Source organism: Rhodococcus sp. ARC_M5 (genome assembly GCF_022810405.1).
GTDB classification, from domain to species: Bacteria; Actinomycetota; Actinomycetes; order Mycobacteriales; family Mycobacteriaceae; genus Rhodococcoides; species Rhodococcoides navarretei.
Map to the genome: position 1 here is coordinate 1 of NZ_JALGQE010000004.1, position 14,115 is coordinate 14,115.

The 14,115-nt window shown below is 65.8% G+C and carries 10 protein-coding genes; 2 read left to right on the forward strand and 8 right to left on the reverse strand.

Features of this window, described 5'->3' with window-relative positions:
* Positions 1-176: 176 nt before the first annotated feature.
* The 5 genes from MTX34_RS07495 to MTX34_RS07515 all read right to left on the reverse strand — a co-directional run bounded on the left by MTX34_RS07495 (position 177) and on the right by MTX34_RS07515 (position 5,077).
* Positions 177-593: a heat shock protein transcriptional repressor HspR gene (locus tag MTX34_RS07495; protein ID WP_243596697.1), complete on the reverse strand. Its 417-nt coding sequence runs from the start codon at positions 591-593 to the stop codon at positions 177-179.
* Entirely contained in the window at positions 593-1,768 is a 1,176-nt protein-coding gene (dnaJ, locus tag MTX34_RS07500) for a molecular chaperone DnaJ (protein WP_243596698.1), read from the reverse strand. Before dnaJ ends, MTX34_RS07495 begins: the two co-directional genes overlap by 1 nt.
* 31 nt (positions 1,769-1,799) lie before the next feature.
* A complete protein-coding gene (grpE, locus tag MTX34_RS07505) occupies positions 1,800-2,432 on the reverse strand; it encodes a nucleotide exchange factor GrpE (RefSeq protein ID WP_243608959.1) in 633 nt (210 codons plus the stop codon).
* Positions 2,429-4,273, reverse strand: coding sequence for a molecular chaperone DnaK (dnaK, locus tag MTX34_RS07510; RefSeq protein WP_243608960.1), 1,845 nt, complete (start codon positions 4,271-4,273; stop codon positions 2,429-2,431). The genes grpE and dnaK overlap by 4 nt, the downstream gene beginning before the upstream one ends.
* 303 nt (positions 4,274-4,576) lie before the next feature.
* Positions 4,577-5,077 (reverse strand): Pro-kumamolisin, activation domain family protein, encoded by a 501-nt coding sequence (locus MTX34_RS07515; protein ID WP_243596700.1) that lies wholly within the window; start codon positions 5,075-5,077, stop codon positions 4,577-4,579.
* Between the two features lie 297 nt (positions 5,078-5,374).
* On the opposite strand from MTX34_RS07515, the gene treS reads away from it, so the two are divergent.
* Positions 5,375-7,555, forward strand: coding sequence for a maltose alpha-D-glucosyltransferase (gene treS, locus MTX34_RS07520; protein ID WP_243608961.1), 2,181 nt, complete (start codon positions 5,375-5,377; stop codon positions 7,553-7,555).
* A gap of 40 nt (positions 7,556-7,595) precedes the next feature.
* Positions 7,596-8,156 (forward strand): hypothetical protein, encoded by a 561-nt coding sequence (locus MTX34_RS07525; RefSeq protein ID WP_243608962.1) that lies wholly within the window; start codon positions 7,596-7,598, stop codon positions 8,154-8,156.
* Here the strand turns inward: MTX34_RS07525 and MTX34_RS07530 are convergent.
* The 3 genes from MTX34_RS07530 to MTX34_RS25675 form a co-directional block, all read right to left on the reverse strand.
* Positions 8,145-9,605, reverse strand: a complete 1,461-nt coding sequence (locus tag MTX34_RS07530; protein WP_243608963.1) for a dynamin family protein — start codon at positions 9,603-9,605, stop codon at positions 8,145-8,147. The genes MTX34_RS07525 and MTX34_RS07530 overlap by 12 nt on opposite strands.
* Positions 9,602-11,410 (reverse strand): dynamin family protein, encoded by a 1,809-nt coding sequence (locus tag MTX34_RS07535; RefSeq protein ID WP_243608964.1) that lies wholly within the window; start codon positions 11,408-11,410, stop codon positions 9,602-9,604. The genes MTX34_RS07530 and MTX34_RS07535 overlap by 4 nt, the downstream gene beginning before the upstream one ends.
* Before the next feature lie 149 nt (positions 11,411-11,559).
* Positions 11,560-14,073, reverse strand: coding sequence for an IniB N-terminal domain-containing protein (locus MTX34_RS25675; protein ID WP_279393021.1), 2,514 nt, complete (start codon positions 14,071-14,073; stop codon positions 11,560-11,562).
* Positions 14,074-14,115 lie beyond the last annotated feature (42 nt).

The following is a 14,115-nucleotide window of genomic DNA, read 5'->3' on the forward strand; positions in this document are numbered from 1 at the left end:
TCCCATACGGCAACCGGCAGTACTCGAACACCATCTCCCGGATCTGCTCCCCTGTGAATTCAGCACTCAACATGCGGTAACCCTCCATAGCTTCTCGAATGACTCACCAGAAGCTTGGCAAAGAGGGGCACCTGACAAATGCGCGCGCGTTTGCGAGAAATCTGCGGGAGGCGAACCTAGCGCTGGTGCTTCGGCTTCCAGACCACCAGGGCGTTGCGTTGGATCGGCACCAGGTCGCGGCGATAGCTGGCGTGCACGTTGGCCAACTCCTGAGCCAACTCGGACACTCTAGACTGCAGTGCCTCGACCTGATTGGTGAGTTCGATGATGCGCTTGATGCCCGCGAGGTTGACGCCCTCGTCCTGCGAGAGTCGCTGCACCTCACGAAGCAGCGCGACGTCACGCGGCGAGTAGCGTCGACCGCCACCCGTGGTGCGAAGCGGAGTGACCAATCCGAGTCGATCGTAGGTCCGCAATGTCTGGGCGTGCATGCCTGCCAACTGCGCCGCGACGGAGATCACGAAGACCTGCGCGTCGGGATCAGCTTGTCCGCCACGGGATTTCGCAGATCCGCCCTCGGGAGGGACCGACATCACACACCTGCCCACCCGGCCCGCGGGTCGAATCCGCTGGCCTTCTCGGCTTCCAGATAGTTCTTCAGAGCGTCGGTAGCAGCATCGTCCAGTTTCTGCGGGACGGCAACTTTGACGGTCACCATCAGATCACCGGTACCGGATTTCTTCGGGATGCCGCGTCCGCGCACCCGCAGCACCCGGCCGTCGACGGTCCCCGGAGGAACCTTCACGCCGACGCGCCCCTCGAGGGTGGGCACCGACAACGTGGTACCGAGCACCAGTTCGCCGTAACTCACCGGGACGGTGACCGTGAGGTCGTCGCCGGTACGGCCGAACACCTTGTCGGGCTTGACCCGTACGGTCACGAACAGGTCGCCGGACGGTGCTCCGCGAAGCCCCGCCTCGCCTTGACCGGCGAGCCGAACCTTCTGCCCGTCACTGATGCCTGCCGGGACGCGCACGGTGATGGTGCGGGTGCGGTTCTGCACTCCGGTGCCACGGCAGTCGACGCACGGGTCGTCGATGATGGACCCGGTCCCGCGGCAGTCGTCGCACGGCTCACTGAAGCCGAATGCGCCTTGGTTTCTGTTGACGACGCCTTGGCCGTTGCATTTGGGGCACACCCGTGGGCTGGTGCCGGGCTTCGCGCCACTGCCGTGGCAGGTGGTACACGAGGACGGGCTCGTCAACTTCAGGGGGACCGTAACGCCCTGTGCCGCTTCACGAAACTGCAACGAGGTCTCGGTCTCGACGTCGCTGCCGCGTCGGGGCCGGTTGCTCTGGGTGCGCTGCTGCGCGCCACCGCGGTTGAACAAGCCACCGAACAGGTCGCCGATTCCGCCGTCGCCGCCGCCTTGACCGAAGATGTCTCCGACGTCGAAGGTCTGGCCACCGCCGCCGAATCCGCCAGCGCCGGGCGAGAATCCACCGCTACCGCGACTACCGAAGCCGCCCGAGGCGAACAGTCGTCGCGCCTCGTCGTATTCCTTGCGCTTGGCCGGGTCGGCGAGAACGGCATGAGCCTCGCTGACCGCCTTGAACTTGTTCTCGGCCGAGGTGTTGCCGGGATTGGCGTCGGGATGGTTGTCCCGAGCCAACTTTCGGTACGCCTTCTTGATCTCTTCTGCACTCGCGCTGGAGGAAACGCCCAGCTCCTTGTAGAAGTCCTTCTCGATCCACTCCCGCTGGCTCACCGGGCGTTTCCTCCTCTCGCGCTATTTCTGTTTACTGCTCGTCGGACGCGGGTGCATCCGATTCTTCTGTTGCACTGTCCACGACGCCTACCATCGCGGTCCGCAGGACGCGATCGCCGAGCTTGTAGCCCTTGCGCATCAGCGTTCCGACGACCGGACTGCTGCCGTCGCCCTCGTGGGAGACGGCCTCGTGGACGGCCGGGTCGAAGGCGTCGCCCTCGGCTCCGAACGTGGTCAGTCCGATGTTCGAGAACACCCCTGACAACTTGTCCGCCACTGCCTTGAGCGGCCCGGTTTCGAGATCGCCGTGCTGGCGGGCTCGCTCGAGGTCGTCGAGAACCGGAAGAAGCTGCGAGACGACGGACGCCTTCGCGTTCTCCGCTCCGGTCTGCTTCTCACGGTCGGTACGACGCCGGTAGTTGGCGTACTCCGCCGACACGCGCTGCAGATCTGCGGTGAGCTCGGCGACCTGCTTGTCACGCGGGTCCTCGACCACCTCTGCTTCGATTCCCTCTTCGTCCACCGAGCCGGGCTGGGGCGCAGTACCGGCACCCACGAGGGTCTCCGGCACTGCGTCACCTTCCCGTACTTCACCGGTCTCGGGATCGATCTTCCGCTTGTCCACGAAAGTGACCGGTTCTTGCTCGGTGTTACCCGACGTCACTTCTTGTCCGTGTCGTCGGCGGGCTCGTCGACAACCTCTGCGTCGACGACACCGTCGTCAGCGGCCTGAGCGCCACCCTCTGCGCCGCCCTGCTCCTTGGCCTGAGCCTCGTAGATGGCGGTGCCGAGAGCCTGCGACTCGGTCGAGAGCTTCTCCACGGCGGCCTTGACTGCCGAGATGTCGCTGCCCGCGAGAGCCGTCTTGGCGTCGGCGATAGCGGTTTCGACGCGTCCCTTGAGCTCGGCGTCGACCTTGTCCTCGTTGTCCTTGACGAACTTCTCCGTCTGGTGGACCAACGACTCTGCCTGGTTGCGAACCTCGGCCTCTTCGCGACGAGCCTTGTCCTCGTCTGCGTGAGCTTCCGCGTCGGCGACCATGCGGTCGATCTCTTCCTTGGACAAGCCGGAGCCGTCCTGGATCTTGATCGTGTTTTCCTTGCCGGTGCCCTTGTCCTTGGCCGTGACGTGCACGATGCCGTTGGCGTCGATGTCGAAGGTGACCTCGATCTGCGGGATGCCGCGAGGAGCCGGGGGCAGCTCGGTCAGCTCGAAGGAGCCGAGGAGCTTGTTGTGCGAGGCGATCTCGCGCTCACCCTGGAAGACCTGGATCTGCACCGACGGCTGATTGTCGTCAGCGGTGGTGAAGGTCTCGGAACGCTTCGTCGGGATGGTGGTGTTGCGCTCGATGAGCTTGGTCATCACGCCACCCTTGGTCTCGATGCCGAGGGACAGCGGCGTGACGTCGAGGAGCAGAACGTCCTTGACCTCACCCTTGAGCACACCGGCCTGCAGTGCGGCACCGACGGCCACGACCTCGTCCGGGTTGACGCCCTTGTTGGGCTCGCGTCCACCGGAGAGCTCCTTGACCAACTCGGACACGGCGGGCATACGCGTCGAACCACCGACGAGCACGACGTGGTCGATGTCCTTGACGGCGATGCCGGAGTCCTTGACCACTGCCTGGAACGGCGCACGGGTGCGGTCGAGGAGGTCGGAGGTGATCTTCTGGAACTCGGAGCGGCTGAGCTGCTCGTCGAGGAACAGCGGGTTCTTGTCGCCGTCGACCGTGATGTACGGGAGGTTGATCGAGGTGCTCTGCCCGGAGGACAGTTCGATCTTCGCCTTCTCGGCAGCCTCACGCAGACGCTGCAGCGCCATCTTGTCCTTGGTCAGATCGATGCCGTTCTGAGCCTTGAACTTGTCGACGAGCCAGGTCACGATGCGTTCGTCCCAGTCGTCGCCACCGAGGTGGTTGTCGCCGGACGTCGCGCGGACCTCGACGACGCCGTCGCCGATTTCCAGCAGCGAGACGTCGAACGTGCCGCCGCCGAGGTCGAACACGAGAATGGTCTGCTCGCTGTCGCCCTTGTCCAGTCCGTATGCGAGAGCTGCCGCGGTGGGCTCGTTGACGATGCGCAGGACGTTGAGGCCGGCGATCTGGCCGGCTTCCTTCGTGGCCTGGCGCTGTGCGTCCTCGAAGTAGGCGGGAACGGTGATGACCGCGTCGGTGATTTCCTCACCCAGGTAGGCCTCGGCGTCGCGCTTGAGCTTCTGCAGCGTGCGCGCGGAGATTTCCTGAGGGGTGTACTTCTTGTCGTCGATCTCCACGGTCCAGTCCGTGCCGACGTGGCGCTTCACGGAACGAATCGTGCGATCGACGTTGGTGACCGCCTGGTTCTTCGCGGGCTGGCCGACCAGCACTTCACCGTTCTTGGCGAAAGCGACGATCGACGGGGTGGTGCGTGATCCCTCGGAGTTGGCGACGACAACCGGTTCGCCGCCCTCGAGGACGGACACGACCGAGTTGGTGGTCCCGAGGTCGATACCGACCGCACGAGCCATAATGTTTCCTCCTGTTATTGCTGGGGTTCAGTCCCTGGGTGAGCGAACTCCGCTCAAGTTTGCACAACGCGTCTTGTTGCGTCAACTTCCAACTTGAGCCTCATCCACTCAAGGCTGCTGACCTGCACAACGGAGGGTGTGGCGAATTTGTTCCCGAGGGAGCGGCTGCGCCGCACGTGCATGGAAATTCGGTGCCTGCTACGAACTTCTACTCACATGGGGCGAAGCCCCTCCACAGCAGTACGCCGCGACGATCAGCAGGGATCGTCGCGGCGCAGCGGGGAGAAAGCGTGGAGAGAGGAACTACTCGGCAGGCTCCTCGACGGGTGCCGGGATGCAGCTGTAGCTGAGCAGGCCGGCGGTGATGTTGTTCATGAAATCGGCGTCGAGTGCGCTGGCGAAGGCTGCGGCACCAGCCGGCCGAGCGACCCATTCACGGTCTACGGAGGGCACGGTGTACGTCGCTGCCTCGCCTGCCTTGATGGTCGTCTCGGTGTTCTGACCCTGGACGCCCGGCAGCGCGCCGTAGTTGACGTTGACGTTCGACGCGTCGTCCGCGCCGATGTTGTCGACCTTGACCTGCAATGCCACGACGCCGCCCTCGGGCGCGTCCTCGACATCTGTGTCGCAGACGGTGGCCATGGTGACCACCAGGTCGGGGCTTTCGAGGACCGCGGAGCCGAGTGGCATCGCGGGCTCGGCCTCGGGCTCGGCGGAGGCGATGGGTGCGATGGCAACCGCACCGATGGCGGCGGCCAGAGCGGCCGTCGAGGCCAGGATCGATGTGCGGGCAAGACGTCGCATGAACAACTCCTGTAGCTGAGGGGGATGTGACCCATGAGTCTGATGTGACTGAAGGGGCAGTTGGTACCTGACTCACTATGGCCTATCCGAATCAGACATTCCACACCAGGCGGTCTCGATTCGATGACGTTCGCATATCGAAGGAAAACGGCGCCGGCGAATCACATACGTGTAGTTCGGCGTAGGTTTCACCGGTCGGCGAGTGAGGTTTCACCGCTCGACGATCAGGGGAACCACAACCCTGCGGATCGGCCGCGCCCTACGTAGGGTTGAGAAAAAGCGAGGCTACGGAGGCACATGGATCCCGAAGTGCAGCACGAACCGAGCGAGATCACCTACGACGAGAAGTTCTACCCGGCTCGGCCGAAACCACTTCGACCTTCGGTGCGTCGCGCCAACCGCAGCAACAGCCCCACGCCCGACAGCGAGCCGGTTGCGTCCAATCCCGACTACGTGGATTGGCTCACCGAACAGTCGATGCTGCGGGACGCCAAGCTCATTGCCGAGCAACTCTCGGGCAAGGGCAGCATGTGGCAGAACCCGTACGCGGACCCCGACCCTCGCGCCGCCGTGGAGCGAGCTCCGGTGTGGTTCACCGCGTACCCCATCTCGGTGATCAACGCCCCACAGACGAGCTTCCTGAGCACTCTGGGCGACGAGAAACTGTGGCAGGCATTCTCCGAAATCGGTGTCACCGCAGTGCATACCGGCCCGGTGAAGGTCGCAGGCGGCATCCACGGCTGGCGACCGACCCCCTCGGTCGACGGGCACTTCGACCGCATCGGCATGCAGATCGACCCCGCGTTCGGATCCGAAGAGGAGTTCCGACGCCTCTGCGTGGTGGCGTCGGCGTACGACGGGATCGTCATCGACGACATCGTGCCCGGCCACACCGGCAAGGGTGCAGACTTCCGCCTCGCCGAGATGGCCGTCGCCGACTACCCCGGCATCTACCACATGGTCGAGATCGAACCGCAGGACTGGCACCTACTGCCACGAGTGCGCGCCGGTGCCGATTCGCAGAACATCGACGCCGAGGCCGAGGCCAATCTCGCCCGCGCCGGCTACATCATCGGCCAGTTGCAACGAGTGATCTTCTACGAGCTCGGCGTGAAGGAAACCAACTGGAGCGCAACACCTCCCGTCGTCGGCGTCGACGGCGTCGAACGTCGCTGGGTGTACCTGCACTACTTCAAGGCCGGTCAGCCGTCGATCAACTGGCTCGATCCCTCTTTCGCCGGCATGCGATTGGTGATCGGCGACGCGTGCCACTCCATCGCCGATCTGGGTGCAGGCGCTCTGCGATTGGACGCCAACGGATTTCTCGGTGTCGAACGTCGAGCCGAAGGACCGGGCTGGTCCGAGGGCCACCCCTTGTCCGAGGCCGCGAACCACCTGATCGCCAGCGTGGTACGCAAGATGGGTGGGTTCACCTTCCAGGAATTGAACCTGACGATCGACGACATCAAGGCCATGGGTGAAAACGGTGCCGACCTGTCGTACGACTTCATCAACCGTCCGGCCTATCAGCACGCGCTCGTCATGGGAAACACCGAGTTCCTCAGGCTCACCATGACTCTGGCGCGTGATCATGGTGTCGACACGGCCTCCCTCGTGCACGCACTGCAGAATCACGACGAGATGACGTTCGAGCTCATCCACTTCGCCACCCTGCACGCCGACGACGAGTTCACCTACGGCGGCGAGGCAGTCAAGGGCAGTGATCTGGGCGATCGCATCCGCGGCGAACTGACCGATCGACTCACCGGACGCTGGGCACCGTACAACCGAACGTTCACCACCAACGGAATCGCCTGCACCACAGCAAGTGTGATCACTGCATCCCTCGGTATTCGCGATCTCGATCGAATGGACGAGCGCGACATCGAGACGGTCAAGCGAGCCCACTTGCTGCTCGCGATGTACAACGCGTTGCAGCCCGGCGTGTTCGCGCTGTCCGGCTGGGATCTGCTGGGCATCCTGCCCATCGACGCCGACGAGGTCGAGGATCTCATCCGCGAAGGTGACACTCGGTGGCTCAACCGCGGCGCACACGATCTGATGGGGTACTTCCCCGAGGCCGTCCGCTCGGAGTCCGGCATCCCCCGCGGGCGCAGCCTCTACGGCTCGCTCCCCGAGCAATTGGCGGATCCGCAGTCGTTCGCTCGCCAGTTGGCGCGAATCATCGAGCTGCGCAACAAGTTCGGTATCGCCACCGCACAGCAGATCGACATTCCGACGGTCTCGCACAAGGGACTGTTGGTGATGGTGCACGAACTCAGCCAGGGAACCATTCAGGCGACGGTGCTGAACTTCTCGTCCGAGGAGATCAGCGCGACCATTCAGTCCAAGCACCTGGTGCCCGGCACGTGCGCCATCGACGTGTTCGACGACAACGAGATCGCCACCGTGGACGAACTGAACAGCTTCCCGATGACCCTGCAGCCGTACGAGGGTGTGGCGGTGGTGCTGCGCTGACACCGCAGTCGACCATCACCGCCCGATAGACTCCTGCATCGTGGCCGAAGAACAGAACGACCCGACATCGCGGAGGCCCGTCCCGCCGCGTCCGCAACCCCCGCGGCCGGATGTTTCCGTCGAGCCTCTTCGGCCACGTCAGGAGCCAACCCGCTCGGTCCGGCCGAAGGTCGCGAGCGCTCTGTGGGTTCTGACGGCGGTGTTGGTGCTCGCATTGGCCGGCATCGTCGCTCTGAATTGGGAGTCCGTGCTTTCCGGTGTCGAAACCGCAGTGTCACAGCAGGATTCGACGGCCAGTGCCGCCGATGTCCGCAACACCGCCTCGGCCACATTACTGTCCAGCGGGGCCGCAGCGGCGGTCCTCGTGTTGCTCGGCTTCGTCGCACTGAATCTGTTGCGCAATGCAGCGATGTCGTCGAAGGTTCTGATGGGCGCGGTCGGAATCCTCACCATCGGAGCGGCAGTGACGTTCTCGACCTTCGTGTCCGACGCCTCCGCACTGCTCGGCGGCGTCCTTCAGTGGGGACCCTTCGTCGTGGCGGGCACCGCGGCCGCCGCGACGATCGTCGCTCTCCTGCCCCGGGCATCCTCAGGCCAGTGAGGCGAGTATCCCTTCGGCGCTGCGGGCAGCCAGGGCGCACGAGGTCGAGGTGAACCGATCCAGCAGTGGATGCTCGGACAGTGCTCGCCACTTGCGCACGGCTGCCAGGGCGGTATCGCGCTGCTGCACGCGCCCGGCGTCGGGCGGCAGATCGAGGCGCTCGGTGGCGGCGATGCCGAAACCGCCGATGATGCGCTGCAGCTCGAGCAGTCCGCCGTCGGGGAGTTTCGGTGTGGTGGAACGCAATCGGCCCAACAAACGTAGTTCCGCGAATCCGTGCACGTCGGCCAGCATCCGCCCGGCCTCGGTGCGCAGGGCGTGCGATTCCGGTCTGAACTCCAGGATTCGTTGCAGCGCAACCAGTGCCGAATGCAACTTCAGCTGATCGGCACGTTGACCGAACTGCACGTCGATCACCGAGCGAAGTTCGCTCAAGCCGCTGCGCTCGACCAGATCGGCAGCCAGCGTGGGCGAATCGCGCACACCCAGCCGAATCAACGTCACTGCCATCCGAATACCGAACAACCCGAAACGGTCGACGATGCTGGCCCGCAGCGATGCATCGACCGGTAGCGTGCTCTCCGCTCGCACGAAGCGGTCGGCCGAGAGCATCGCCAACTGCAGGTCCTCGGTAGGCACGGTAGCCAGCGTCTCGAACGCCGCGAACTCGTTCTGCCGCAACGTTTCCGCACCGAGTGCCAGCAGCCCCGCAACCGGAACCACCGCCTGGCACAGGCCGGTGGCCTCGAGCTCGGACGCGAAGCGCGCAGCGACTTCCTTGGCCGACATCATCGCGTCCATCCGGCCCGAGCCCACCTCGTCGGCCCGCGAGACGACGCCGATCACCCCGAGTGGGCCCGAGTCACCGCCCACATGCGCGCCGATCTGCCCGAGAAACGACACGTCCGTCGCATTGAGGGTGCGCAGCAGATAGACGACGGCGTCGGCACCCGAGGACGAGTTCTCGGGGGTGAGCATCGCCAACGTGCGCGCAGAGACGTCTCGCGACAGTGAGGAGGTACCGGGGGTGTCGATGATCGTCGTCTGCGCCAACGCGCTCGCCGGCCATTCGACATCGAGTCGGTCGACCTGCGCGGCCGTCAGGGACCCGAGGTCGAACGTCAATCGGCCTTCCCGTCGCTGGACCAGGACGTTCGCGGCTCGATCGCCGTCGTACCAGGCCGTGACCGCAGGAGTGACGCCGTTGCGGTACCACGTGACGACCTTGGTGCACTCGGTCGCGTCGGTAGGGGCGATATCCTGCCCCACAAGAGAATTGAGCAGTGTGGACTTGCCGGCCTTCAGTGATCCCGCGAGAGCCACCCGCAGCGGCTCGTCCAGGCGATACAGGCATTCGTCCAGCATCCACGACGCCTCGGCGTCACCGGAGTACGTCGAGCGTGCCGCCGAGACCAGTTCTCGTGCCCGGGCGAGAGCCGCCACGCTCATACCGCGATGTCCTTGACGAGAGCTGCTGCCCGAGAATTCAATTCGGCCACCACGCGCATCTCGTTCTCGAGCGCAGCGATGCGAACGGTACGGTCGGTGTTGTCTGCCGCGGCCGCCTCCTGCGCCGAGCGCAATGACTCGTTGAGCGAACGCAGCGTCTGCTCGGCGATCGAGGTGAAGTGATCACGCAGCACGCGCTGGATCTGCCGCAGCCGGTCCTTGGACTCCTTGCCCACCTGAAAACTGACGTCGTCGGTGAAACGGCGGATCGCCATCTTCGCCTCGGATCGACGCGCCTTGATCCGGTTTTCCTTGTCCTCCTTGTACGCCTTGGTACCGAGCAACACTCCCGCGCCGATGGAGATCGGGTTGAGCAGGCTCAACCCGACGAACGTGGTGATCAGACCGAACATCAGTACACCGCCGTAGGACCCGCGCATTCCCACGAGAACCTTCTGGGTGATCCCGACGCGACCCGATTCCAGATCGGCCAACGACGACACGGGGTCGAGGACGTTCTCCAGCTCGCCGAGATCGAGATCGGGCAGCGCTGCCGCTCCGGAGGAGGCGAAGTGCTCGGCCACCAATTCCGAAAGCCACAGTGCCCGTTCGTGAGCCCACACGAAATTGTCGCCCACCGACGCGGCGATCTGCTCCTCGAGCCATTCGCCGAGTTGCGGCCAATCCTTGCCGGGGTCGCCTTCGTCGACGGTTTCTTCCGCTTCGCGGGTGACGCGACGCAACCGGTCTCGCAAATCGTGATCGATGTCCGACGCGAGATCGGCGATACCGTCACCGAGCGTCTGCTGCCACTGCGACGAACGCTTGTGCAGATCCTCGGCAGCGGACTTGGCACGCTGCAGCCCGGCCACTGCTGCCGCCGCACGCTCCGGATCCTTCAGTGCCGCAAGCTCACTGCCCAACGACAGTGTCAGATGTTCGGTGACCGATCGGACATCGAGCGAGACCGACGAGCGCGCCAGGACATCCGCCCGCGCCACGACGTCGTCGCGCAGGAACGCGTAGAGCTGCTGGAAACCGGACTCGGCATTGAGCTCCTCGTCGTTCAAACGCAGTGCGTGCGAACGCAACAGGGACGACACCGGCAACATCTGCACGTCGATGCCCGCGCGATCGAGGTGACCACGGTTGGCCTCCACGATCTGCCGCCAGTGCGGATACAGATCGATCTTGGTGATCAGTACGGCCACGGCCGGGCACAATCCCTGCACCTGTCGAAGAAACGACAGCTCCGGCTCGGTGAATTCGCGCGAGGCGTCGGACACCACGAGCACGGCGTCCGCCGACGGAATCAGCCCCAGAGTGCCTGCCGCGTGTGGATTCGAGTGGCCGCCGACCCCGGGGGTATCGACCAACACCAGACCGTCCGCGAGCAGCGGACTCGCTACCCCGATGTCCAGGCGCAGCACTTCTCGGCCCTGGGCGCGTGGGCTCGCCGGGGTGATCGTCGTGATCTCCTCGGGCGGAACGTCCACTCGGATGGGCTCGTTGCCCGGATCCGCGAGTACGAGCTGCGCGGAGAGACTCTCGGAGTTGGACACCACTGTCGGAATTGCGGTGGTCTCGTCGTCGCCGACCGAGCACACCGTCAGATTGAGCAGTGAATTGACGAACTGGCTCTTGCCCTGCTTGAGCGGTCCGACCACGATGATGCGTCGACGTGGATCCAGGACTCGCGACCGCGCGGCCTCGGCTCGATCCACCAGGTCGGATCTTCCCGCTGTTGTCGCCGCCGCCGCAGTACGGCTCAGCAGCTCGGCCAGCTCCGTAGATTGCCCGTCCATACGCTTGTGTTCACAACCATTCTCGTCGACTTCCGCAGTACCAGGCTCCACTCTCGCGCCCAGGAACGAACTCTAGCGACGACTCGGCCCCGAGTGCCGGTGAACACTCGGGGCCGAGTCGCATCAATGCCCGCCCGCAGGCGAGAGGATCAGGGCTGCGTCGGGTCGAAGTCGTGATCGACGGTGACGTTGCCGAGCGAGTCCGCTGCCGAATCCACCGAACCGTGCAGGCTCGACTCGCTGAACAGGCTCGAGTCGGTCTCGCCCTGACCGAAGACGTCCGAGTCGACGCTCGACCAGCCGCTACCGGCCGCCGTCGCCGAGGAATCGAACGAGCTCGACTGCTCGAACGATCCCGACGCAGCGCTGGACAGGCTGCCGCCGGCGTCGATCAGCCCTTCGGCACCCGACTGCAGACCACCGGTGAGGCTGCCCGCGGCCTGGCCGCCGATCTCTGCGGCGGAGTCAAACTCGCCGCCCGCTGAAGCCGCAGCGTCGACACCAGCATCCAAACCCGCACCCACAGTGGACGCGACGCCGCCTCCGAGCGAGGCACCGGCGTCCAGCCCGGCACCGACGTTCGAGGCGATCTCCCCACCGACGGAGGTTCCCGCATCGACGACTCCGCCAGCGGTACCTTCGAGGCCGCCGGCCACCGAACCTGCAGTGTCTGCGACACCTTCGAGTCCTGCGCCTGCCGACGCTGCTGCGTCGATTCCGCCGCTCACAGCGCCGGTGACGGCTCCTTCCAGTCCTGCGCCTGCCGACGCCGCTGCATCGACGCCGCCGGCGACTCCGCCGGCCACTCCGCCTGCGATACCGCCGCCGAGGCTGCCGAGTCCGGCCAGCCCACCGGTCAGACCGGCACCAGCCTCACCCACACCGGCGAGTCCGCCGGTGACGCCTGCACCGACATTTCCGACAGCCTCCAGGCCACCGGTCAGTTCAGAACCGACGTTTCCGACTGCCGCGAGACCACCGGTCAGTTCAGAACCGACGTTTCCGACAGCCGCGAGACCACCGGTCAGTTCAGAACCGACGTTTCCGACAGCCGCGAGACCACCGGTCAAATCAGCACCGACGTTTCCGAGTCCGGCCAGTCCTCCGGTGAGGCCTGCACCCACTCCGCCGAGTCCGGCCAGGCCGCCCGACAGATCCGCGCCCACTCCGCCGACTCCGCCGAGTGCTGCTTCGACGGTTCCCGAGAGGTCGGCTCCGGCAGCAACCGCGGTGTCGATCGCTCCGACGAGTCCTGCGCTGAGGTCGGCTCCGGCACCGAGTGCGGCTCCGAGGTCGAGGGCTGCGCTGGTGTCGAGTACGGATTCGAGGGCGGTACCGAGCTGGGCTCCGGCTGTTCCACCGACGCCGAAGGCCGTTCCGAGGAGGCCTTCGAGGCCGCCCGCAACTCCGCCTTCGAGTCCGCCGACAAGTCCGCCGCCGATTTCTGCACCCGCTCCGATCGCACCGTCGAGTGCAGTATCGAGCGCCGCGGTGAGGCTGCCGATCGCGCTGGTGTCGAGGTCGAGTGCAGTTCCCAGTGCACCGCCGACGACGGCGCCGATGTTGCCGCCTGCGGCCAGCAGGGCGTCGACGTCGAGGTCGGCGAGCGCACCGGCGTCCAGGACGGCTCCGAGTGCGGTTCCGATGGATCCCGCGATGGCACCGTCTGCCGCGAAGAGTCCGCCGAGGCTGGCTCCGACGCCACCGGCGATGTCGCCGACCAGCGCGCCACCGGCACCGAGTGCTCCGTCCAGTGCTGCACCGACATCGGTGGTGAGATCTGCTCCGACGGTGCCGAGGCCGGCAAGTGCGCCACCGATGCCCGCGGTCAGAGCGGCACCCAGGTCACCTGCGAGGTCGAGTCCGGCTCCGGCACCGAGGACGGCGTCGAAGGCTCCGCCGAGAGCGGTGCCCAGCTCGGCTCCGACCGTTCCGCCGACGCCGAAGATCGCGCCGAGTGCGCCGGACAGGCCACCCTGGATGTCGGCCAACGCGCCGAGATCGACGGCACCGGTCGCACCGAGTGCTGCGTCGAGGGCTGCCTGAAGCTGTGCCGCGATGTCTCCGCTGATCTCGCCGCCGATGCCTGCGCCTGCACCGATCAGTCCGGTCAGCGCAGCGCCGAGTCCGACGGTGCCGCCGAGCAGACCGTCGAGATCGAGATCCAGGCCGCCGCCGACGCCCGCGCCTGCACCGATGAGAGCATCCAGTGCGCCGCCGAATGCGGTGCCGAGCTCGAGGCCGATCTGACCGCCGACGGCCAACGCCGCAGCGAGGGCAGCCTGCAGGGATGCAGCGATCTCACCCGTGACGTCGATTCCACCGGTCAGGCTGCCGCCTGCAGCGAGTCCGCCGCCGGCGACGGCGCCTGCAGCCAGTCCGAGACCGGCCGACAATCCGCCGCCGAGGCTCGCTCCACCGGCGAGTGCGCCGTCGAGGCCTGCCGATCCGCCTGCGCCCAGGATGGCCGAGAGCTGGCTGCCGGCTCCGGCGAACAGTCCCGATTCGGCGACCAGCGGTGCCACGGCGACGATGTCGGCATGGGTGACGTCACCGAGGCCGGCAGCGGCCAACGTCATCTCGGGGTTGGCGCAGTACGCAGCGGCGGCCTGGTCGTCGCGCAGCAGGCTGAGGATGAAATCGAGTACGGCGTTGGTAGCCATCGTGGGTCTCCTTGACGAGTGGTACTTCGTGGTTGATCACAA

What these genes read in the sequence shown, in the direction of transcription:
- MTX34_RS07495 (WP_243596697.1), bottom strand. Translation starts at nt 593, where the DNA reads ATGTCGGTCCCTCCCGAGGGCGGATCTGCGAAATCCCGTGGCGGACAA.
- dnaK (WP_243608960.1), bottom strand. Translation starts at nt 4,273, where the DNA reads ATGGCTCGTGCGGTCGGTATCGACCTCGGGACCACCAACTCGGTCGTG.
- MTX34_RS07515 (WP_243596700.1), bottom strand. Translation starts at nt 5,077, where the DNA reads ATGCGACGTCTTGCCCGCACATCGATCCTGGCCTCGACGGCCGCTCTG.
- treS (WP_243608961.1), top strand. Translation starts at nt 5,375, where the DNA reads ATGGATCCCGAAGTGCAGCACGAACCGAGCGAGATCACCTACGACGAG.
- MTX34_RS07530 (WP_243608963.1), bottom strand. Translation starts at nt 9,605, where the DNA reads ATGAGCGTGGCGGCTCTCGCCCGGGCACGAGAACTGGTCTCGGCGGCA.
- MTX34_RS07535 (WP_243608964.1), bottom strand. Translation starts at nt 11,410, where the DNA reads ATGGACGGGCAATCTACGGAGCTGGCCGAGCTGCTGAGCCGTACTGCG.
- MTX34_RS25675 (WP_279393021.1), bottom strand. Translation starts at nt 14,073, where the DNA reads ATGGCTACCAACGCCGTACTCGATTTCATCCTCAGCCTGCTGCGCGAC.